The sequence below is a fragment of the candidate division KSB1 bacterium genome, from assembly GCA_024655945.1.
Classification (GTDB): Bacteria; Zhuqueibacterota; Zhuqueibacteria; order JANLFK01; family Oleimicrobiaceae; genus Oleimicrobium.
In genome coordinates, this window is sequence record JANLFK010000007.1 from 32,159 (window position 1) to 53,863 (window position 21,705).

Sequence of the window (21,705 nt, forward strand, 5' to 3'; positions counted from 1 at the left end):
TGGAGGGGCGTGATCGGCATGCGGTCTCTGGTCGGTATCAGCCTTCTGATGGTGGCGGCGGCGGTGGGTGAGGCGGTTGGGCAGTCCCTTCCTGGCGCTCCTGAGCTCCGTCTGCTCTTTGCCTTTGGCAGCGAAGGCGACCAACCTGGGCAGTTCCGCAATCCCATGGGCCTTGCCATTGACTTGGATGGCAACGTCTACGTCGCCGACACCGGCAACAATCGCATCCAGAAATTCGATCGCCACGGCCGTTTCCTCAAGCAGATCGGCGGTTTTGGTTGGGGGCGCGAGCAGTTCGACCGTCCGGTCGACATCTGTGCCTCGGCCGGCCTCGATGTGTTTGTGGCCGACTACAACAACGAGCGCATCGAGCGCTATGACAGCCACCTCAACTACATCTCTTCCTACTACGCGGACGAAAGCCAGGACGAGACGCTCCGCTTCGGCTTCCCGCTGAGCGTGGCCCTTTCGCGACACGGGGAACTTTTCCTTGTCGATGGCGAGAATAGGCGGCTGCTGAAGATCAACTCCTTCGGCGTGCCGGAGTTGAGCTTCGGGGACTTTCGTTGGGCACAGGGCAGACTGGAGCGACCGGCGCAGGTCGCGCTGAGCACAAAGGACCTGGTCTACGTGGGTGACGCAGGAGCCGGGTGCGTGCTTGTGTACGATTACTCCGGCAACTTTATCCGCAAGCTGGGCGTCGAGCTGCTCCGTGCTCCGACAGGGGTGAGCGTCGATAGCCGCGGACGCGTCTGGGTCGCCGACACAGGGAACGACCGTATCGTCGCTTTCTCCCCAGAAGGAAACCTCCTCGGCCAGTGGGGGGCGCGCGGCGACAAGTTGGGCGCCTTCAAACGACCCAGCGACGTGGCGGTGGGCGCCGGACGGGTGTATGTGCTGGATGGGGGCAACTGTCGGGTGCAGGTCTTTGAACTTTCTGGCCAATAGCAGGCGCGCCTTTTCTCCTCGAGAAGTGGCGAAGAGGCGCTGCTCCACTTTAGCTTTTGGGCTGCTATTGCTGGTGGTGGCAGCGAGGCAGAGCGTAGCGCAACAGCCCCGCCCACAAAGCATAAGCCTCTACGAAAAGGACGTGCTGCTGGTAGCGGACGGCACGCAGTTGGCCATTCGCCTTCCCGATAGCCTGCTCGTGCCGGGCACCGACAGTGTGTGGCTCGACGGCCGAGCACTGCAGCGAGCCACCGACTACCAGATCGACTATGGCTCTGGGACCCTCTACCTGAGGCAACTCCCCGCCCCAGGCGCCCAGGTTCGTCTCCTCTATCAGCGCTTCCCTTATGAGCTGCCGCGCGTCTATCGACGACGCCCTCTGCATCGTCTACCTGCCGACACCTCCTCGGCAGCATTGCCCCAAGGGTTTGTCGCGCGCCCTGCCCCTTCGCAGACCTACGGCGCAGACTTGCAAAAGAGCGGCAGCATCGTGCGCGGCATCACCATCGGCTCCAACCGCGGCCTGAAAGTCGACTCTGGTCTGCGCATGCAAGTGGCCGGCAGGGTGAGCGAGAACCTGGAAGTAGTGGCCTCCCTCACCGACCAAAACACGCCCATTCAGCCCGAGGGCAACACCCAGACGCTGCAGGAGATCGACAAAGTCTTTGTCGAGCTGAAAGGGCGTGACGTGCAGGTGACCATGGGCGACTACTACTTGGAGCTCACCGGGACGGAGTTCGCCGGCTATGCGCGCAAGCTGCAGGGCGCCATGGCCACGGTTCGCCACGGCGGGGTGGCTGCGACCGCCTCAGGAGCCGTGTCCAGGGGACAGTTCCGCACGCAGTACTTCCTGGGGCAAGAAGGGTATCAAGGTCCCTACCAGCTCAAAGGGGAGCGGGGGCAGATCGACATCATCGTGCTGGCCGGCACGGAGAAAGTCTGGGTGGATGGCGAGCTGATGGTGCGCGGGGAGACGAACGACTATGTCATCGACTACAGCACCGCGCAGATTACCTTCACCAGGCGCCGGCTGATCACTGCCGATTCGCGCATCACCGTGGACTTTCAGTACTCGGACGAGCGCTTCCGTCGCAACATCTATGCGCTGCGCACCACCGCCAACCCGTGGGCGGACAAGCTGCAGGTGGGACTTAGCTACCTGCGCGAGGCGGACGCCAAGGACCATCCTTTGGACTTTTCCCTCACAGAGCAGCGGCTGGCCCTGCTTCGCGCCGCCGGCGATGACCCCGCAAAGGCAGTGGAAGACGGTGCCACCTACGTGGGGCCTGGAAAGGGACGCTACCAGCTCGACGCCTCTGGGGTATTCCGCTACGTCGGACCCGACTCGGGTGCCTACAACGTCTCCTTTGCCGATGTAGGCGAAGGAAAGGGTGACTACGCTTACGAAGGAGGAGGGGTATACCGCTTTGTGGGGCATGGCGCAGGCCGCTACTCCCCGGTGGTGCTGCTGCCGGTGGCGCGCAGCCACGACCTGTTCGGCGCAGACCTGAGCTTCTCGCCGCACCCCTTTCTGAAAGTGCGCGCCGAGGGGGCAATGAGCCGCTTTGACGCCAACAGCTACTCTGAGCTGGATGACGATGACAATCGCGGCCTCGCTTCCGGCCTGAGCATCGAGCTCAAGCCGGAGCGCCTCCGCCTGTTTGGCGCCATCCTGGGCACTGGGCAGCTCACGGCCCGCTTGCGACGGGTGGATAGCCACTTTGCCGACATCGACCGTACCACAGCAGTGGAATACGAGCGCCGCTGGGACCTGCCGGATTCCCTCACGCGCCAGGAGGTAGTTCATGAGCTGGTCGGGCAGTACAGCCCAGGAACCGGCCTGGAGTTCCGTGGAGAATATGGGGGCATCCGCAAAGGGTCTGCCTTTGCCGCAAGCCGGGTGGAACTGCAGTCGAGCCTTGCAAGGCCGCGTTTGCCGCGTGCCTCCTATCGCTTCGAATTCATCGATCGCGCGCAGGCGTCCCTAAACAAGGCGGGAACCTGGCTCAGGCAGCGCGGCAGCGTCGACTACCAGTGGTGGAAGCTCAGGCCAATGCTGGGCTACGAGAACGAGGTCCGTAAGGAGCAACTTGCGGATACCTTGAGTTCCGGTTTCCGGTTTGACCTCTACCAGGCGGGGCTGGAGCTGGTGAACCTGGGCAGGATGAGCGGCGCGGCAAAGTTGTCCTATCGCGACGATCGCGACTATCGTGGAGGCGCGTTCACGCGCAAGTCGGTGGCCACCACGCAGACATACCAGTGGTCAATCCAGCGCTGGCGGAGCCTTTCGGCAAGCGCAGAATTCACCCACCGCGAGCGCTCCTATGCCGATCCCCAGATAAGCGACCAGAGGACCGACTTGGCAGAGGTGAAGGCGAGCTTCTCCCCATGGCGGCAGGCCCTGAGCAGCGAGTGGCACTACCAGGTGGCCAACACGGCCGTCGCCAAAAAGGAACGCGTCTACCTGAAGGTGAGCCCCGGCGACGGCAACTACCGGTTTGACGCGCAGCTCAACGAGTACGTGCCTGACCCCTTGGGCGACTATGTGCTGCGCACCTTCACCACCGACCAATTTGTGCCGGTTGTCGAGCTGCGGACCAGCGGCAAAATACGGCTCGACCCCCGCCAGTTTTTCTCGAGGAGCCTCGCCGAGGGGCGAAAATCACGCTGGGGGGAGCGCGTGCTCTCAGCCTTGGCTACGGAGACATTGGTGCGCATTGAGGAAAAGAGTCGGGAACCTGACCCGTGGCAGATTTACCGCCTCAACCTCGCCCGCTTTCAGAGAGACGAGACGACGATGTTCGGCCTGATGACCTTGCGTCAGGATCTCTACGTGCTGCAGAACAGCCGCAAGGCCTCCGTGCGCCTGCGGTACCAGGGGCGGAAGGAGAAGAACAACCAGTACCTGGAGGGAGGACAAGACCAGCGCTTGCAGGAGTGGTCGGCGCGAGTGACCTCCCAGTTGAGTCCCCAGGTCGGCCTGCAGGTGGATGCAGCGCAAGAGCGGAATGTGCGTGCTTTCCGCTTCGCCGGACGGCAGAATCGCGACATACGGTCGCACGGCGCGACTGTGGCGCTCTCCTACCGGCCGAAGCCCATTCTCGAACTCGCGCTCAAAGCCAAGATGGCCTTGCAGAAGGACGTCGCCTTCACCCCGGCGACCAACGCGCGCTTTGCGGCCCTCCAACCCGCGGTGGTGTACTCCCTGCCCGGGAAGGGCCAAGTCCGCGCGGACATAGAGTGGGTGAACGTCGGCGTGGAACAGGCAGGGCGTGCCATCCCCTATGAACTTGCCGAGGGGAATCAGCCAGGGACCACCTTGCGCTGGAACATCGCGGCAGAGTACCGGGTGAGCGACAATGTGCGCGCCTCGCTGACCTACTCCGGGCGCAGCGAGCCCCAGAGGCCGGAGCCCGTGCACATCGCCAAGGCAGAGATGCGTGCCTTTTTCTGACAAACAGATGCCTCTTAGGATAGACAAAGCAATCGCTTCGCTCGCTGCTTTGTTCCTCGTGTTTGGGTCGTGGCGAGTCGTTTGGGCCGGCCCGGCGGGCACCAGCGGCCGAGGAATTGCACCTGCGCGAGAGGTCGAAGGGCCCCCGCGCGCCGCGATGACCGCTCCGCAGGCTGACAAGAGCGGGAGCGATGGGCGAGCGAGGGTGCGGTCGCTGCGGATTGTCGGCACCCACGCCGTCAGCGAGGAGCAGGCCCTGCAGTGGGCCAATATCCGGCCAGGCGCACCTTGGGCAGCGCACGAGGCACAGGAAAGCAGCCGGGCGCTTCTGGAATCCTACCGGCGCGAGGGTTACCCTTGGGCGCGCGTCGACTCGGTAGTGGCCCGCTTTAGCGGCGACAGCAGCGGCGTGGAGGTGAGCCTTTGGATACAGGAAGGTCCTCTGGCGCGCATCGGCACCATCGCCATCAACGGCGTAGATGACCAGTGGCGTGCCCTGCTGCTGGCGCGCTTCGACAGTCGCCCCGGTAGGCGGTTTTTCGAGGACGTGCTCCGCCGCGACCTCCAGGAAGCACTCAGCGAGTTCGAAAACCGCGGCCACCCCTTTGCTTACCTGGTGCTGGATAGCCTCTCCCTGCGCGACCAGGAGGGGGCGCGCCAGCTCGACATCTGCCTCAGCGCGTTTCCTGGGCCACAGGTGCGCATCGACGAAGTGCGGGTGGTAGGAGCGGTCACCACCAAGCGGCAGGTTATCGCCAGGGCGGCCGGCTTCAGGTCAGGACAGCTGTACAACCAGCGCGCCATGGAGCGCGTGCCGGCGCGCCTCAAGAGACTGCCATTCATCGCAAGCGTCGACACACCCGTGCCCTTTGTGAGTGAGCAGGGGGCCAGCGGGGTGCTGCTCGCCGTGCGCGAGCGGAAGGCCAGCTCGATCGACGGTGTGCTCGGCTACAATCCCGGGGTAGGCAGCGAAAAGGGCTACCTCACCGGCCTCTTGGACCTGTCACTGGGTAACCTCTTTGGGACTGCCCGCGCCCTCCAGGCCCGCTGGCAGAAGCGCGATCAGAAGACGCAGGAGTTGCGCTTCTCCTACCGCGAGCCATGGGTTCTGGGCTCCCCAGTGAGCCTGGCTTTCACCTTCGAGCAACTGGTGCAGGACACCACCTACGTGCGGCGGGATCTCGCCCTGGAGCTCTCGCTGCCCCTGGCTGACCGGCTCAATGCCAGGGTGCAAATTGGGCGGGGCGAAGTGCTGCCGGACTCCTTGGCCACCGCATTGCTGGGTATGCCGCGCAGCCGCTCCTTGACCGCTGCGCTGGGGGTGGAGTACGATACGCGCGACGACCTCCTCAATCCGCGCTCTGGCTTCTTCTACCAGACGGCGCTGTCGGTGGACCGCAAGAAGCAGTTTGTCTCGTCCGACCAGGAGGCCCTCTACGGCCTGCGCCCCAAAGTGGACAACAGGCGGGTGATAGTCGACGCGGAACTCTATGTGCAGCCCCTGCGCTACCAGGTGGTAGCCATTACCGTGCATGGTCGACAGGTGACCAGCACCCAGGGGAGGATCCCCATAGAGGATCAGTTCCGCTTTGGCGGGGCACGCACCCTGCGCGGCTACCGGGAGCACGAGTTCCGCGGCAGCAAGGTGGCGTGGTCAAATCTTGAATATCGCTACCTCTTGGGCAGAAGGTCCCGCGCCTTTGTCTTCATAGACGGCGGCTACTATTGGCGCGACGATGTGCACCAGACGAGCGAAGGCTACCGCATCGGCTACGGCTTTGGCGTGCGCATCGAGACTGGACTGGGGATCGTCGGCGTGGACTTGGGGCTCGGCAAGGGCGACAGCCTCATGGAGAGCAAAGTGCATGTGGGCCTGGTGAACGAATTCTGACTGGCCGCCGGCCGCCGGGACTCTACGCCTCTGAGGCGCGTCGCCCGCGCTTCCGAATCTTCTTAGGCCCACAGAGGCTGACGCCGGGTCGCGGCGCCTGAAAGTTGTGTGAAAGGAAGGAAATGCGAGACCTCCTATACCTCCCGCGCAGATGGGCCTTGCTCCTCTACGCCCTTGCCGACATTTTCTGCCTTGGCATGGGAATGGGTGTGCCGATCTTTTGCATCGTGCTGGGCCTGCCCGCCGGCTGGCGGCGCGCTCCCTCCGCCTGAACATGCTCCTCGACAGGATGTTCTTCTGGGCGGCAGTGACTTCGGCACTGACCTTGGTGTGCATGCTGGTGCTCTGGGGGCTACAGGCGCTCAAGCTGGGCGCCCCAGAGGCAGAGTTGGCCAACTTTGGCATCCCCATGATTCTCTACCGCCCCAGGGCGAGCTTTGTTGGCTGGTTGCTGCTCATGATCGTTGTTTCGCCCTTTCTCCAGGTCCTCTGTACCCTCTTTGGCGCCCAGCCGGGCGTGCGCTGGCAGATGAGAGCGCGCTCGCAAGAGACCAACACGGCCTAACGCACGAGGGCGAAGGAGGGCTCTTGGCGGACAAGCCGGGCGCCCATGGCGGGCGAGAACTGCGGCAGGGGATTGGCGACCGTGCAAGAGGCAAGGAAGCCCTTCCATCGCCGCCCATGCCATGGCTCGTAGCCCACGAGCGCAAGGCAGAGCCGCCGGGCGGTGGCGGGTCGGGCGATCCTGACTGACCTTTCAGACACGGGCGAGAGTCGGCGACAAGGACAGAGCCAAGGTGCACCGCTCCCCTTGGCTGCTCCCACATGCCAAGCTCATGGCCATGTTAGGGCAGTTGGATAACGAGTGACCTCATACAGCTGGATCGCTGCGGCTACTATCTCTTCCTCGGGCTGGGTGACTTTGACATGCCGCCAGTCCTCGGCCCTGAGTGGACCTGTACCTGGGACCTGCGCACCTGGCGGGAGCGTCTCGACCGCCTCGTGAACTTGGGCGCCAGCACCCTGTTCATCTACCTGATGGGCCATGCTCTGCCCTATGCGAGCAAGAGGTTCCCGGAATGGGTGGAGGCGCGGCATCCGAATGTCGAAGTAGAGTTTTTCCAGCAGGTGGTGGACTGGTGTGTGGACAGGGGTATCTATCTCGTCGACGTCTTTTCGACCACTGGGCATGCCAAGGGATACACCTCGCGCCACCCCGAACTGGCCATCTGCGACCGAGAGGGGCACCCCCAGGTGCAATCGGGCATCATGTGCCACCACAAGGAAGGTGCGCGCGGGTATTGCTTCGGGGTCATCGAGGAATGCCTTGCACGGTATCGCGGCTTTGCCGGCGTGATTCTGCACCCGCCCGAATTTGCGCGCCCGTGCTTTTGCGAAGCATGTCAGCAGCATTTCCGCGCGGCTCACGGGAAGAGCCTGCTCTCGGCCACCAACCAGGAGGCAAAGCGATTCTTCATGGCCACCAACCTCCGTTTTCAACGCTCGACACTGGAAGCCCTGATTCGCCCACAGGCGCCTGAACTGCGCCTTCTCACTTTCACCATCCCCTGGGTGTTTGAAAAGGAGTTTGAACAGATCGCCAAGGAAATCGACTTGGACACCGTCATTGTCGACTGGGACTATGACCAGCATGAGGAGCGAATTGCGAGACTCCCTGCGCGATTGCGACGGCAGCAACAATTTGGTCACAAGGTCTGGTTCATGCTCACCTCAGGCTTTGCCTTCTCTAACGAACGCAGTGCCAGTGAGCAGGCCGACCTGGTTTTGCGGCAGGTTGAGGCGGCATTGGCGGTCGGCGTCAGGGACATCATCTACTTCATCGGGCCTGCCTGGTGGCCGACCGTCGAGCAGACCAGCTACTATCTTCACAAAATGAGAGGGCCGGGGAGGCTGGGGAGGGGAGGGTGAAGGTGTGAGGGAACGAGGAGCGCGCCGGGGAGAGGAGAGCGTCCGACCTTTCCCTCCGCTCCCATTTGCCCCTTGATTTTCCTGCACCATATCGCTATATTTCTATGTCCGCGAATCACGCAAGAAGATGGCGCGCTGCCGAAGAGGCAGTGCTTGCGCATAGAGATGGACCCTCAGCAGGCTGGAAATGATCTGTGCCAAGTAGGAGAGATGCCCCGTCACGCGCTTTGCGCCCGCACCAAGAGCAAAGGCCGCACCAGGAGGCCACAGGTTCCAGCACGTGCTTCTCGCGAATTTGGTCGTATGTCATCCTCACCCGTCCGCTGAATGTTGTCATCGGCGGGTTGTCCATCTTCGTAGGGGCGCTGGTGACCGGCACCATCCACCCCCTGCGCCACGTGCTCATCGCTTGCGCCTCCGGTAGCCTAGTGGCTGCGGGCGCAAATGCCATCAATGATTATTTTGACGTGGAGATAGACCGGCGCAACAAGCCATATCGGCTGCTGCCCGCGGGAAAAATTGCGCGGCGCAAAGCTCGGGTATTCGCTCTTGCGCTCCTCCTCGGCAGCCTCCTTGGCGCAGCTATCGGGCCGGTTCCCCTGCTGGTGGCCGCTTCTACCGCAACGCTCCTCTACGTGTACAGCTGGCGACTGAAGCGCACGGTGTTGTGGGGCAACATAGCGGTGAGCGTAGCCACGGCCTTGGCGTTCATCTACGGCGGGCTGGCGGTGGGACGACCGGCTGCCGCCCTCATTCCGGCCGGTTTCGCGTTTCTCTTCCACCTCGGGCGCGAGATCATCAAGGATGTGGAGGACATGCACGGCGACCGGCTGGAGGGCGTGGTGACGCTGCCCATCCGCCATGGCCGGCGCACGGCACTGGTAGTTGCTACTGCCGTGTACGCGCTGGTCGTTGCGGTGACGCCGCTGCCGTATGTCGGGGGGGTGTATGACTTGGCATACCTTCTTGTGGTGGTCGCCGGCGTGGACACCGTCGTTGCCTACGTGGTCGTGCAGATGTGGCGGCGGCCAGACCCGCCTACCTTGCACCGCCTTAGTGAGCTCCTCAAGGCGGATATGTTTGTGGGGCTGGTGGCGATTTATGTGGGGCGTTAGTCGGCTTTGACGTCCACATGGGAGGGAAGTTGCCGTGCCAGGAATCACTGCCAGTCGCAGGGGAGAATTAATGAGAGGAGTGTTCAAGCTGCTCTTGGACCATCCTGAGGGCCTTCCTGCAAGGACAGTACTGGAGAGGCTGCCGCAGGTGGTCCCGCCCACCGATTTCGAAAAGACCACCTACCCGGGCCGGCCAACAGTCCGACGGTACGAAAGGATAGTGAGGTTTTCCACCATTGGGCCCGCTAAGGCTGGCTGGCTTGTGAAAACTCGGGGGACATGGTCGCTCACCGAGGCAGGTCGACAGGCTTATGAACGGTTTACCGACCCCGAGGAATTCACGCGGGAATCCGACAGGCTTTACCGCAAATGGAAGGAAGAAAGAGAGCCGGATGTGGTAGCCGAGGAGAGCTCACCGGATGCCGCCACCACCCTCGAGGAGGCAGAAGAAGCGGCGTGGACGGAGATAGAGGAACATCTCGAGCGGATGGACCCCTACGACTTCCAGGAGCTTGTCGCGGGACTCCTTCGCGCCATGGGCTACCACGTCTCGTGGGTCGCACCGCCTGGCCCGGACAAGAGCATCGACATCATTGCCCACACCGACCCTCTGGGCATTCAGGGCCCGCGCATCAAGGTGCAGGTGAAGCGACGCAGCGAGAAGGCCACCATCGAAGGCATCCGCTCGCTTCTCGCCCTGCTTGGCGAGGGCGATGTCGGGCTCTTCATCTCCACTGGCGGGTTCACGCGGGAAGCTGAAGACGAGGCCAGACGGCAGGAGAAGCGAAGGATTATCCTCCTTGATCTGAGTCGACTTTTCGACCTCTGGGTGGAACATTACGACAAGATTCCCGAAGTGCAGCGACGGCTACTGCCCATTCGACCGGTCTATTTCCTGATCCCCGAGGACTGAGCCGGGCCAGAGGCTGGCGACGGGGGTGTCGCACGCGATTTGGGATGCTTGCCCTTGAGCTGCAGAACGGGGGCAAATGCCAGGAGAGTCTGTGCGCGCAGTGTTGCAACGAGTGACATCGGCGTCCGTCGAAATAGATGGCGCCGTCAGCGGCTCTATCGGCCGTGGACTGGTGGTGCTGGTGGGGGTACGCAACGGCGACACGAGAGCGGATGCTGAATTCCTTGCGCAAAAGTGCGTCAATCTCCGTATATTTGCCGACCAGCAAGGCAAGTTCAATCTCTCCGCCTTGGACGTGGGCGCCGAGCTCTTGGTGGTCTCGCAATTCACCCTGTATGCAGACTGTCGGCGCGGGCGCCGTCCTGGATTCACCGAGGCGGCACCGCCAGAGGTTTCCAAACCGTTGTACGACCATTTCGTCCAAGCGCTGCGTGGCTACGGTCTCCCGGTGGCCGAAGGAGTCTTCGGGGCGCATATGGTGGTGCACATCAATAATGACGGCCCGGTCACGGTGATTGTGGATACTCCTCCAGGCCAACAGTGACAGCGTGGGAACAGGGCGTGGCACTCGAGTTGCCGTCTTTGCGGGACAGGCGCCTGGTCCTTGCCTCTGCCTCGGCAAGACGTGCCCAGCTTTTGCGTCTGCTGGGCCTGGAGTTTGACGTCATCCCCAGCAGCATCGTCGAGGAAAATGGCGGCGTCGAGGATCCGGTGCGCCACGTGCGCGAGCTTGCCCTGGCCAAGGCGCGAGAAGTTGCCGCGCAGGTGGATTGTGGGCTGGTAATCGGCGCTGACACTGTGGTGGTGCTGGCTGGCCGCTTGCTGGGCAAGCCGGCCGATGCAGATGAAGCGCGCGCCATGTTGGCCCTGCTCAGCGGCAAGACGCACGAGGTCTACACCGGCTTTGCGCTGGTGGAGAGGCCGAGCGGGCGTGAACTGGTGGAGCATGAGCTGACCAGAGTCCACTTCCGCGACCTGAGCAATGAGGAGATCGAGGCGTACGTGGCCACAGGCAGCCCACTGGACAAGGCGGGCGCCTACGGCATCCAGGATCTGAGCGCCATCTTTGTGGACCGCATCGAAGGGTGTTTCTACAACGTGGTTGGCTTCCCACTGGCCAAGTTCTACCAGGCCTACAGGGAGTTCTGTCGGGCAAAGGAGTGAGGCGTGACTGTTGACGAGACGGCCGGCGTCAAAGGGATCTGCCGGGCCATTGGCGATGAGCTGAAGCGGGCACGGGAGCGCAAGAAGGCTTCGCTGGCCGACGTGGCCAAGAAGACCAAAATCAACCCGAAATACTTGCAGAGCATCGAAGAGGGCGAATTCGGCTTTCTGCCGGAGCCGTACGTGCGCGCCTTCATCCGCGCCTATGCCCAGGAGGTGGGCTTGGAGCCTTCCACCATGCTCAAGCCTCTCGACCGCGTGCGGGAGCGACTTCAGGAGGCAAGGCCGGTTCTCCCTGTGCAGAGCCCGTCAAGCACATCGTGGGTCAAGTCTCTACTGGCCAGGCTAAAGTCGCTCGTCAGCAGGGAGAAACAGGCTGCGACTTTGGTGATCGGCGGCGCCATGGTTGTGCTCGCGCTCTCGGCCATTTACGCGCGCAACTACCACACGCTGTTCGGCAGCGGCAAGAAGCCGGCGCACCCATCCGTGAGCCAGGTGGCGACTGGTGCGCAGGGTGCGACGGAACTTCGGCTCGATATGGAGGTGGTGGACAATACTTGGGTGCAGGTCGTGGCGGACGATAGTACGCTCAGCCAGGCCACCTATGCCGTCGGCGAGCGCCGGAGCTGGCGCGCACGCCATAGCTTCTCGCTCAAGGTAGCCGACGCAGGAGCGGTCATGCTCACCCTCGATGGCAGACCACTGGGCCGCTTGGGCGAAAAGGGGGAGGAACTGGCCCTCCGCATCGATCGCACGGGGATCGTTACCAGGACGGGCATAGCAAACAAGGGGAAGGCCAGCCCCGTTGACTTGGAACAGTCTACAGTGGAGCAGTACCGCGGCGGGCTGCGCAGGAGGGAGCTATGAGTCGGAAAGCACACCTGCCGCTGCTCCTGTTGGGCGTGGTGCTCCTTCTTCTGGGCTGTGGCAAGAAGCAGGAAGGCCCCAAGATTCTCACCGGCTGGCTTACCCAGGACAAACTCCTCATGGAAATGGACAACTACCGGGCTGACTTTGACAATTACCAGCCCAACGAGGAGGCGGTGGCGGTTCTGCGCAGCTACGAGCACGACGTGGACCTTTTGGTCTTCCTGGGCACCTGGTGTCCAGATTGTGCCCGCGAGGTGCCACGCTTCCTGAAGAGCATCTATGCTGCCGCCAACCCGCGCCTCCATGTGAAGTTGCTGGCGCTGGACCGCAGCAAGCGCGACCCCGGAGGCGTCGCCGAACGATTCGCGATCGACCACGTACCCACCTTCGTCGTGATGGTCGACGGCGTGGAGCTCGGGCGCATCGTGGAGACACCCTCGCTGACCATAGAACAAGACATCGCCCTTCTGTTGCTGGGAAGGTCTGGCACATGAGACGCCTTGACCCTGGCTCTGACATTTACTTCATCGCCATTTGCGGCACGGCCATGGCCGCGCTGGCGGCGATGCTCAAGAACCTCGGCTACCGGGTGCGCGGCTCGGACAAGGACGTCTATCCGCCCATGAGCACCTTCCTGGCCGCGCAGGGCATCCCCGTGTACGAGGGCTTTGACGCTGCCCATCTCGAGCCGGCCCCGGACTTGGTGGTCATAGGCAACGCCATGTCGCGCGGCAATCCAGAGGTGGAAGCGGTGTTGGCGCGCAAGCTCCACTACACCTCGATGCCTGAGGCTCTCAAGGAGTTTGTGCTGCGCGATCGCTATTCGGTGGTGGTCACTGGCACCCATGGCAAGACGACCACCAGCTCAATGATTGCCTGGGCCTTGGAGTGTGCGGGCCGTGATCCCGGCTTTCTCATCGGCGGGGTGCCGTGCAACTTCCAGCAAGGGTTCAAGTGCGGCTCGGGCCGGCACTTTGTCGTGGAAGGGGACGAGTACGACACCGCCTTCTTCGACAAGGGGCCCAAGTTCATGCACTATCTGCCCGACGTGGCAGTCATCAACAACATCGAGTTCGACCACGCCGACATCTACCCCGGCCTGGACGAGATCAAGTTGGCGTTCCGCCGTTTCATCAACATCATCCCTGGCAATGGCCTGCTGGTGGCCGCTGCCGACGACCCGGTGGTGATGGAGCTGGCGCCGCGGGCGCTGTGTGCGGTGCACACCTTTGGCTTGCGAGCGGAGGCGACCTGGCGCGCGCTGGACATCGCCTTTGCAGACGGCGGCACTCGCTTTGTCGCCACCTACCAGGGGAAAAAGGAGGGAGAGTTCCACACGAAGCTGACAGGCATGCACAACGTGCGCAACGCGCTGGCTGCTATCGCCACGTGCCGCTTCTTGGGTCTGAGCTTTCAGGAGATCGCCGCCGCGCTGGCCACCTTCGAGGGTGTCAGGAAGAGGCTGGAACTGCGTGCGGAAGTCAACGGTATCAAAATCTACGACGATTTTGCGCATCATCCCACGGCCATCAGGGAGACGCTGAACGGGGTGCGCGCCCTACAGCCCGGAGCAAGTATCTGGGCGCTCTACGAGCCACGGACGGCCACGGCGCGGCGCAAGGTCTTTCAGAAAGAATTCGCCCAAAGCTTTGCTGCAGCAGAACATGTGGTGGTGGCGCCGGTACATCGCCCCGACAAAGTGCGGCCGGAGGAGCTGTTCTCCGTGCCGGAACTGGTGGCCGACCTGCGGGCGCGCGGCAAGGACGCCTATCACTTCCCAGAGGTGGACGCCATCGTGACATTCGTGGCTGCGCACGCCCGCCCTGGCGATGTCATTGTGACCTTGAGCAACGGTGACTTTGAGGGCATTCCCGACAAGCTGAAAACTGCTCTGGAGAGGAAGTACGACGATGGGGCAAGGCAGCGGTGAGAAGAAGGGGGAGGGAAAACTACGTCCCAAGATGAGCAAAATCGACCGCATCTTGATCGAGGTGCAGCGCAACCTGCGCGACTCATGCGTTCCGGCGACGCTGAAGGACCTAACGGCGTTTGAGCGCAAGCGCATCCATCGCTTCTTCGACGGCAATCCGGACTTTGAAACCAAGACCTACCGCAACGACGGCGACTATGTGCTCAAAGTCTTTCCGGTGGGGAACATCCGCCGGCTCGCCGAACAAAAGGCTGAAGAGGCACGGCGGAAGCAGTGCGTGGTGGCCTTGCCACCCATGGGGAGTTTCGAACGTTTTGTCGTGCACAACGCACTGAAGCAGTACACCGACTTAGAGACCACCAGCGTGGGCGAGGGCCCAGACCGCCACGTGGAAATCCGACCGGTGCACTACGGCCGTGGCTTGAAAAGGATTATCAAGAGAATCAAATTGCTCTGACGCCGGCAGCTCAGCGCCGGTCACGCGGTGAGCCAGATCGGGTTGGTGTAGCAGGCGTGCTCCCCACCGGGCCCGCGGGAGTAGAGTTCCCCTCGCACGTAGAGGTCGTCCGCCTGTCTCCGCACCGTGAGCTCGATGCGGTGACGGAACACCTCTGGGAAACGATGGCAGTCCCACAAAATCTCTTCCCGCCGTGCCCCTTTCTTGCCCAGACAAATAGTCGCCCGGTGGAGTGGGCCAAACTCCGCAGTAGACTTGGCGCTCACCACCAGTCGCGCGGGTGAGCCGGAGAGAGTCCCGCCGATGTGCGTGGTGCCTGCAGGTGTTTCTGCCCGCAGCTCCAGAAAAGGCCCAGTGGTGACCAGAGTCCTTCCTTGGCGCAGCGCGGCCTTGAGGGAAGCTATGGTCAATTGTCCCTCAACAAACACGGCCGTGCGCGCGGCTCCAAAGATCTGGCGGAGGTGCTCCCGCATGGTGAGGAACGGCAGGCCAATCTGCCGGAACCGGGCAAAGTTGCCATGGCCGTCGTTGCCGGCCACAATGCTCAGGCGTTGGCCGCCGAGAAGGAGGCTGACCCAACGACGGAGTGTCCTGCTGGCGGCTGCATCCATGTGGCCGTTGAGGAGCTGTAGGCCGTTGAGTCGTGGGTGGCGATAGTCCGCCCTGGGCCACCTGCCGCGGCGGATGAGCAGCCACTGCAGCAGCGGCGTGCGATCCTCCGGGTGGGCAGCATAGGCCAGCGCCCCGGGATGGAGCCGCGCCAGCGCCTGGGCCACGGTCAACTCCGGCCTCGTTCGCAACCACCTTTCCGCGCTATCCCCCGAACCCTGCAAGAAGTCAGGATTGTCCAGCACTAACAGGTGCACGTTGCGGCGGTAGCGGTTGCCACAGGAGAGCTCCTCGCCGGGGATAACCACGCAGCCTGTGGCCTCTGCGTTGAGCCTTGCCACCTCTGCCTGCATCTGGTGCCATTTGGGCAATCTGTGCTCGTTGCGCAGAGCGCTATCCGGGCTATCGTCGAGGTCATAGGAGTGATCAGTGATGGCGAGGAAGTTCAGGCCTTGGGCTTTGGCCATGGCCAGCGTCGCCGCGATGGGCGCCCCAAATTCCACCTGGTCGCTGGTGAACGCGCTGTGGCAGTGGAGGTCACCAAAGTGCCACCCGTCGGCCCTGGGGAGGGGCTGGTCGGCAAAGTAGCACGGCAGCGGCGCATGACTGGAGAGCCGGTAGTTGTCGCTCACATAGGTTCGCCGTTCGCCGTCTGCCACCAGCGAGAACGCCACGCGCACCTGGCAGGGACCGCTAAGGCCCTCCGGAGGTGGCAGGTAGAGGACCGTGTGCCACCATGGTGCTCTGAGTTCCTGCCGCGGAAAGGTGACGGGTAGCCTCAGCGTCTCTTTGCGGGGCGTGATCAGCTCCACCCCGACGTCACATAGCTCGATGGGAAACAGGTGGGCGTCTTTCACCAAGAGGAGCACGGGGAGCCTCTGCCCAGGCTCCAGGCGATGTGGCACGTCCGCCACCACCTCCGGCTCGCACTTGCGCAGCCGGGAGGGGAAGAAGCGAAAAGAATAGTGCGTTTCGGCATACGAAAGGGAGGGGAGGAAAGGGAAAAGACGCATCTGCTCACACTCCTGGCCGTCGGGTTCGTCTTGGGAAGGGCGCGCGTGCCCGGAGGTATTTGTCCAGCCCGTAGCGCAACTTACTGAACTGGCTCTCCACGAAAAAGGCGTCGATGCGCCAGAGGAACGACGGGTCAAAGTAGCAGTTGATAGTGCAGCCCTGGCAAAAGTCGAGCCGTCCCTGCAGGCGAGCGAACCGCTGATGCAAGGGCGAGGAAAGGGCCGCGCGCACATCGCCGGCAATGGGCAGCCGCGCACGCGCGTGATGAAAGCAGGGCAGGAGAAGGTTGTTGTCCGGGGAAATGACCACGGTGGCACTCACCGCACGGCAACGGGACGCCCGCGTCGAATTGCCTCCCTCCCGGCGCAGGCGCTGGAAGGCCCTATTCAGGTAGACGAAGGGCGCAGCGCGAAAGCGCTCGAGCGCAGCCAGCGCCGGCTCGTCCAACGCATGCTCGGGCGAGGCACAGAAGACTTGATTGACGATGAGCTCGCAGCGCAGCTCAGCGGCGAGCCGGGCCAAAGAGGGGAGCTCCCGATACGACTCCTTGGTAGCGGTGAAGAGGAGGTCAGGGGCTTCGCCCAAGGCCTTGGCCATGCGCACCGAGTCGAGGACGTGCTCCGGATCGGGTCCCTTGCGCCAGGTGCGCTGCTTGGCGCGATCCAGCGTGTCCAAAGAAAAATGCAGGAAATCCACTACCCCGCGCAGCTCACGGGCGCGGCGGGGGTAGAGCCGCGTGTTGGTGGTCACGGTGGTGTAGAGGCCTACGGCTTTCGCCTCGCGCAGCACCTCTGGCAGCGGCTCGTAAAGCAGCGGCTCGCCTCCGGTAAAGTCCACAAAGCGTACGCCTGCCGCCCTCAGCTGGCGCAGGTTGCTGACCACGTCACGCGGCTTGGCATCGCGCACGCCGCGCAAATCCTCCCGTTGCCAGATGTCGCAGTACCGGCAGCCGGCGTTGCAGCGGTAGGTGACGTAGTAGAGACACAGCAAGGGGGCACTGCGCCAGGAGAGCATGGTTCAGCTCCAGGATTCTTGCTCGACCGCGGCGAGAGAGCCGTCGGCAAGGGCCCCTTGCGGCGCAACCCTATGTGGTGAGCTTGGGGCGCGCAACGGGTAGGAAATGCCTTTCCAGGTGAGCACGCGCAGAAACGGGAGCAGGGCCGCGCCTGCGCCCACGTAGCTGGCAAACAGAGCCTCAAAGGCAATGATGGCCCCAAGGATTCTCCTTTGGCCCAAGGCTGCGCAGGTGCTGCCGAGAAGAACAAGGTCGGTGCAAATGACGGCAAGCGGCAGGGCCGCCGCCGCTGGATGATGCACCGCAAGAATCATCGCTAAGGGCAGCAAGAGACGCGCGCCACCGCCAAGTGCCAGCAACACCTTACCTGGCGGTGCTACCGACCTGCCGCCCACTGCCCAGCGCAGGCGCTGGTGCAACAGTTCGCGCCAGCTCCTGGCCGGCTGGGTGAGCACCAACGCACGGCGATCGCGTACGAAGCGTACTTTCCAGGCCGTGGAGCCGCAAATCGCCTTGAAGAGGGCGAAATCCTCAGTCAGACTGAAGCCCACTCCACGATAGCCTCCCACTTCGTCATAGGCCTGACGCCGAAAGGCCAAATTGTTGCCCACCCAGGTCAACGGCATGCCCACGAGCCCTGCTCCCGAGGCGGCGGCAAGGAGGAACAACCAGTCCAAAGCCTGCGCGCGCACGAAAAGCCCGCGTGCACCTCTGGCGCGGGCTGTCACGGTAGTGAAGCTGCAGACCATCCCTGTGTCCCGGTCGAAGTGACTGACCATAGCTCGTACCCACGTGGGCGGTACCAGGCAGTCGGCGTCGGTCATGAGCACGATTGCCCCGCTGCTGCGCTCGATGCCGGCGGCCACGGCCGCAGCCTTGCCGCACAGGGCAGTGGTTCCGTCCCGAACCCGCACCAGATGGGCGTGGCGGTGCCGCGCGCAGAAGTCAGCAAGAAGCTCCCCGCTGCGGTCGCGACTGGCGTGGTCCACCAGGATGATCTCCATTCTCTCCTGCGGATAGTCTAAGCTTGCCAAGGAAGCCAAGCACTGAGGCAGGTTGGCCTCCTCGTCGCGCGCGGCGACCACGATACTGACGCGCGGCAGTTCCCTGCTGCAGCGTTCATATCTGCGCCTGCCGGCCAGCGCCAGCACTGTCCCGGCGCCCACATAGGCAGAGGCGACTAGCAGCAGTAGGCTTACCAAAGCCACCATCAGCGCTCCCCACCGGTGAGTGATGCCCCTTCGCACTTCTTAAGGTTCATGCGCAGATCAAAGGGGGAGGCACGAAAGACCATCTGCACGGGCACTCTTGTGCCTCCCGCGCTGAACCAGATGAGCACTCCGGAGCCCATTGCCGAAAGGCGGTTAGTGAGAATGTCGGTTTTCCACGCCCGCCACCGGGAAGAAGCGCTCTTGGTGCGCAGCAGCACCTTATCTGCACGGCACATGCCGGCTGGGGTCTCCACCTCCTCTTGGCCAATGTTCTCGGCGATCACTTCCCAGGTCAGACCCTCGCCGTCGAGCCTGTCAGTGCGCTTTTCCTTTGGCGCCAGAGGGAAGGCGCGAAGGTGGTAGACGAGGGAAAGGATGTCGTACGTCCCCGCCGGGGCCTCCCAGGTGCGCCCGTCCGTGGTGCGCGCCACCCCTGCCTCTTGGTCAAAGGTGATGTCCATGGTGTGGGAGAGATTCTTCTGACGGATCTCCTTGACGAGCCGGCGCAGCAGCAGCTCGGCGTCTAAGTGGGCCAGGTACACATTGTCCACCCAGAAGAACCTGTGGTAGAGGGGCGAGGTCTGCATGGTCGCTTGCAACGTAAGAGCGCCGTTTTCCCCGGGCAAGACTTCCGTGCGAAAGCTCCCGACCTGGAAGCCCCCATACTGCATCTCGTAGGTGAGCCTTTCATGCTCGGTGTCGGCCGGTTGCGCATCCCCCGCGCCCGCAGACCAACAGCAGCAGAGCACGGAGAGCAAAGTGAGCGAAAGCGTCATGGTTTTACCCCTGATCGACAACGGCTGGCCCTCCCTCCGGTTCTTCCGTTACGGAGCCACCCTCCACATGTTCCGGCCGCTCGTCGGCTTGCTGGCTGGTGAGCGCACTGTTCATCTTTCGTCCCTTCCAACTGAAGTTGCCAAAGGTGCCCACCAACCCAACGACCACCACGTAGGGGACCTCCAACAGTGTCCAAAGCGGAAAATAGACCAGCAGGTCGCGGCGGTGAAAGAAGAGCGCACCGCGCACCAAGAGCGAGAGCTCAGCCACCGCCTTGGCCGCAAACGAGGCCGCTACCGCCATTCCCAACCCCGGCAGGAGCGGCACGAGCGCCACACCGGCGAGCAGGGCGAGGTTGAACAGGTAGACGCTCAGCAGAGAGCCGAAGAAGATGAGGTTCTGTTTCGTCTGGAAGGCGCCGTTGGAAGCCCATCTTACCCGCTGATGGAAAAAGCGCCGCAGGTTGGGCTCGGGCAGGCTGGAATTGTAGGCGCGGGGCGTTGCCGCAAAACGCAGCCGCCAGCGGGTGCGACCGCGCACGAGCTGCACCAGAAGCACATCGTCCCCGGAGACGCGATGGCCAATGTGCCGAAAGCCGCCAACCTCCTCGTACACGCACCGACGGTACGCCAAGTTCTGCCCGGAGGCCGCCAGGGGAAAGCCCAGATTGCACGAACCTGCCGCCGCAGACATGAGCGCCAGAAAGTCCACCGCCTGCAGCTGCTCAAACAGACTGCGCTGCTCGCCTGGTCGGCCCAACTGCGAAAAGCCCAGCACCATGCCGACGCGCGGCAAAAAGTAGGACACCATCGTTTCGATCCAGGTAGAGCGCACGCGGCAGTCGGCATCGGTGGTCAAAATGAGTTCGCCGCTACTGTGGGCAATGCCGGTGGCCAAGGCCTGCTTCTTGGGGCTCAACGTGCCGTCGCCAGCCTCCGGCCGCAAGTAGTGGAAGTTGGGATACGCTCGCACGTAGCGCTGCACGATCTCTGCCGTGCGGTCCACCGAGCCGTCGTCCACCACGATCACCTCGTACTTATCCCTTGGGTAAGTCTGGTGCACCAAGTCTTGCAGCAGTGGCTCAATGGTGCCCTCTTCGTTGCGCGCAGCGATCACCACCGACACGCGATACTGGCGCTTATTCAGTCCTTGCCTGGGAAAGAACAGGCCCAGCAGAAAGAACAGCACCACGCCCACATAGATGGCAGTCAACGCGCAGAGAACAGGGGGGAACCAGACGGTCATGCCTCGACCTCGTTGACCCGGTAGCCGCGATGTGCCACGGCTCCTTTCCAGGCAAACTTGCCGAAGGTGCCCCATACGGCAAAGACCACGACGTACGGAATGTAGAGCAGCGCAGCCAATGGCACGTAGGGACACAGGCGCTTTCGCCGGAAAAGGGCGGCCCCGTAGCCCACCAAAAGGAATTCCGGCACAAAGGCCGTAGCAAAAGCGAGCGCCACCACGCGCGGGGCAATTACGCCCAACAGGGCCATGGGCACCGCCGCCATCAGGCCGCAATGGAACAAGTAGATGAGGATGAGGAGCGTGGTTAGCCAGGCGGGATAGAAGAAGCCTTTGGAGGCGTGCCTGGTGCGCTGGTGGCGGAACTGCCGGAAGCTCTCCGGACCGCCGGAGGGCACGATGGTCGCCGCATCGCGCGCATAGCGACAACGCCAAGAGGTCGCCCGCACCTTGTGCAGGAACAGATCGTCGTCGCCGGAGAGCAGGTGCTCCACACCTGAGAACCCGCCCACCTCCTCGTAGACCTCCTTGCGGTAGGCCAGATTGGCCCCGCTACAGGTGAGCGGCACGCCGATGCCGATGCTTCCGGCGGCCACGCAGGCTAAGGCCAAATCGTCCATCTCCATGAGGCGCAGGAGAAGCCGCGAGCGCGGCCCCCAGCTGCCCGGCGAAAACCCTGCCACCAGGCCGACACCCGGCGTGAAGTAGGACACCATCCCTGATACCCAACCTGGAGGCGGCACGCAGTCGGCATCGGTGCAGAGAATGACCTCCCCCCGACAACGTGCGACACCCGCCGCAATGGCGTGTTTCTTCGGCGACCAGTTGCTCGGGCACGAGCTGAGGCGCACCAGCTCGAGATGCTCCTGGCCCGCCGCCATCCTCTCCACTATGGCGGCCGTTGCGTCATCCGAGCGGTCGTCCACGATGACGATCTGCAGCCTATGGCGGGGATAGTCCTGCGCCAACAAGGCTGCCGCGCAGCGGCCGATCTGCCGCTCCTCGTTCCGCGCGGCCACTACCACCGACACCGTCGGCCGATCCTGGCAGCGCGCTCCCTCCTTCCGCAACAGCCCGACAAGCAGCCCCAGCAGGAAAAGGGCAAACACCCCTCCCAGGGCAATCAGGGCGATGGAGAAGACCGTTCCTGCCACGCAGCGGGC

19 protein-coding genes are annotated in these 21,705 nt (G+C 63.2%); 13 read left to right on the plus strand and 6 right to left on the minus strand.

Going from position 1 to position 21,705, the window contains the following annotated elements; genetic code table 11:
* Window positions 1–18: 18 nt before the first annotated feature.
* The 13 genes from NUW13_10045 (at window position 19) to NUW13_10105 (ending at window position 14,671) form a co-directional block, all read left to right on the plus strand.
* Window positions 19–948 carry an NHL repeat-containing protein gene (locus NUW13_10045; protein ID MCR4439364.1) on the plus strand — a complete coding sequence of 310 codons (930 nt, stop codon included), beginning with the start codon at window positions 19–21 and terminating at the stop codon, window positions 946–948.
* Window positions 949–973: 25 nt separating this feature from the next.
* Window positions 974–4,402, plus strand: coding sequence for a hypothetical protein (locus tag NUW13_10050; protein ID MCR4439365.1), 3,429 nt, complete (start codon window positions 974–976; stop codon window positions 4,400–4,402).
* 157 nt (window positions 4,403–4,559) lie between these two features.
* Complete coding sequence (locus NUW13_10055) at window positions 4,560–6,293, plus strand: BamA/TamA family outer membrane protein (protein ID MCR4439366.1); 1,734 nt, start codon at window positions 4,560–4,562, stop codon at window positions 6,291–6,293.
* Window positions 6,294–6,513: 220 nt separating this feature from the next.
* Window positions 6,514–6,858, plus strand: a complete 345-nt coding sequence (locus NUW13_10060) for a hypothetical protein (protein ID MCR4439367.1) — start codon at window positions 6,514–6,516, stop codon at window positions 6,856–6,858.
* A 362-nt stretch (window positions 6,859–7,220) separates the two neighbouring features.
* Window positions 7,221–8,222, plus strand: coding sequence for a beta-galactosidase (locus NUW13_10065; protein MCR4439368.1), 1,002 nt, complete (start codon window positions 7,221–7,223; stop codon window positions 8,220–8,222).
* 194 nt (window positions 8,223–8,416) lie between these two features.
* Window positions 8,417–9,337 (plus strand): geranylgeranylglycerol-phosphate geranylgeranyltransferase, encoded by a 921-nt coding sequence (locus NUW13_10070; GenBank protein ID MCR4439369.1) that lies wholly within the window; start codon window positions 8,417–8,419, stop codon window positions 9,335–9,337.
* 34 nt (window positions 9,338–9,371) lie between these two features.
* Entirely contained in the window at window positions 9,372–10,250 is an 879-nt protein-coding gene (locus NUW13_10075; GenBank protein ID MCR4439370.1) for an Mrr restriction system protein, read from the plus strand.
* A 91-nt stretch (window positions 10,251–10,341) separates the two neighbouring features.
* Window positions 10,342–10,794, plus strand: a complete 453-nt coding sequence (gene dtd, locus NUW13_10080; GenBank protein MCR4439371.1) for a D-aminoacyl-tRNA deacylase — start codon at window positions 10,342–10,344, stop codon at window positions 10,792–10,794.
* Window positions 10,795–10,811: 17 nt separating this feature from the next.
* The gene (locus tag NUW13_10085; protein ID MCR4439372.1) at window positions 10,812–11,414 is read left to right on the plus strand and encodes a Maf family protein; all 603 of its coding nucleotides are present in this window, start codon (window positions 10,812–10,814) and stop codon (window positions 11,412–11,414) included.
* Window positions 11,415–11,417: 3 nt separating this feature from the next.
* Window positions 11,418–12,281: a DUF4115 domain-containing protein gene (locus NUW13_10090; protein ID MCR4439373.1), complete on the plus strand. Its 864-nt coding sequence runs from the start codon at window positions 11,418–11,420 to the stop codon at window positions 12,279–12,281.
* Window positions 12,278–12,778 (plus strand): thioredoxin family protein, encoded by a 501-nt coding sequence (locus NUW13_10095; protein MCR4439374.1) that lies wholly within the window; start codon window positions 12,278–12,280, stop codon window positions 12,776–12,778. Before NUW13_10090 ends, NUW13_10095 begins: the two co-directional genes overlap by 4 nt.
* On the plus strand, window positions 12,775–14,214 hold the full coding sequence (mpl, locus tag NUW13_10100) for a UDP-N-acetylmuramate:L-alanyl-gamma-D-glutamyl-meso-diaminopimelate ligase (GenBank protein ID MCR4439375.1): 1,440 nt from the start codon (window positions 12,775–12,777) through the stop codon (window positions 14,212–14,214). Before NUW13_10095 ends, mpl begins: the two co-directional genes overlap by 4 nt.
* On the plus strand, window positions 14,195–14,671 hold the full coding sequence (locus NUW13_10105) for a hypothetical protein (protein MCR4439376.1): 477 nt from the start codon (window positions 14,195–14,197) through the stop codon (window positions 14,669–14,671). Before mpl ends, NUW13_10105 begins: the two co-directional genes overlap by 20 nt.
* Before the next feature lie 20 nt (window positions 14,672–14,691).
* On the opposite strand, the gene NUW13_10110 is transcribed toward NUW13_10105, so the two are convergent.
* Genes NUW13_10110 through NUW13_10135 form a run of 6 tightly spaced genes read right to left on the minus strand, consistent with a single transcriptional unit; the run spans window position 14,692 to window position 21,696 of the window.
* Complete coding sequence (locus NUW13_10110; protein ID MCR4439377.1) at window positions 14,692–16,293, minus strand: CehA/McbA family metallohydrolase; 1,602 nt, start codon at window positions 16,291–16,293, stop codon at window positions 14,692–14,694.
* A gap of 4 nt (window positions 16,294–16,297) precedes the next feature.
* Entirely contained in the window at window positions 16,298–17,308 is a 1,011-nt protein-coding gene (locus tag NUW13_10115) for a radical SAM protein (GenBank protein MCR4439378.1), read from the minus strand.
* A 3-nt stretch (window positions 17,309–17,311) separates the two neighbouring features.
* A complete protein-coding gene (locus tag NUW13_10120; protein ID MCR4439379.1) occupies window positions 17,312–18,520 on the minus strand; it encodes a glycosyltransferase in 1,209 nt (402 codons plus the stop codon).
* On the minus strand, window positions 18,520–19,296 hold the full coding sequence (locus NUW13_10125; GenBank protein ID MCR4439380.1) for a DUF3108 domain-containing protein: 777 nt from the start codon (window positions 19,294–19,296) through the stop codon (window positions 18,520–18,522). Before NUW13_10125 ends, NUW13_10120 begins: the two co-directional genes overlap by 1 nt.
* A gap of 4 nt (window positions 19,297–19,300) precedes the next feature.
* A complete protein-coding gene (locus tag NUW13_10130) occupies window positions 19,301–20,542 on the minus strand; it encodes a glycosyltransferase (protein ID MCR4439381.1) in 1,242 nt (413 codons plus the stop codon).
* On the minus strand, window positions 20,539–21,696 hold the full coding sequence (locus NUW13_10135; protein MCR4439382.1) for a glycosyltransferase: 1,158 nt from the start codon (window positions 21,694–21,696) through the stop codon (window positions 20,539–20,541). The genes NUW13_10130 and NUW13_10135 overlap by 4 nt, the downstream gene beginning before the upstream one ends.
* Window positions 21,697–21,705: the final 9 nt, after the last annotated feature.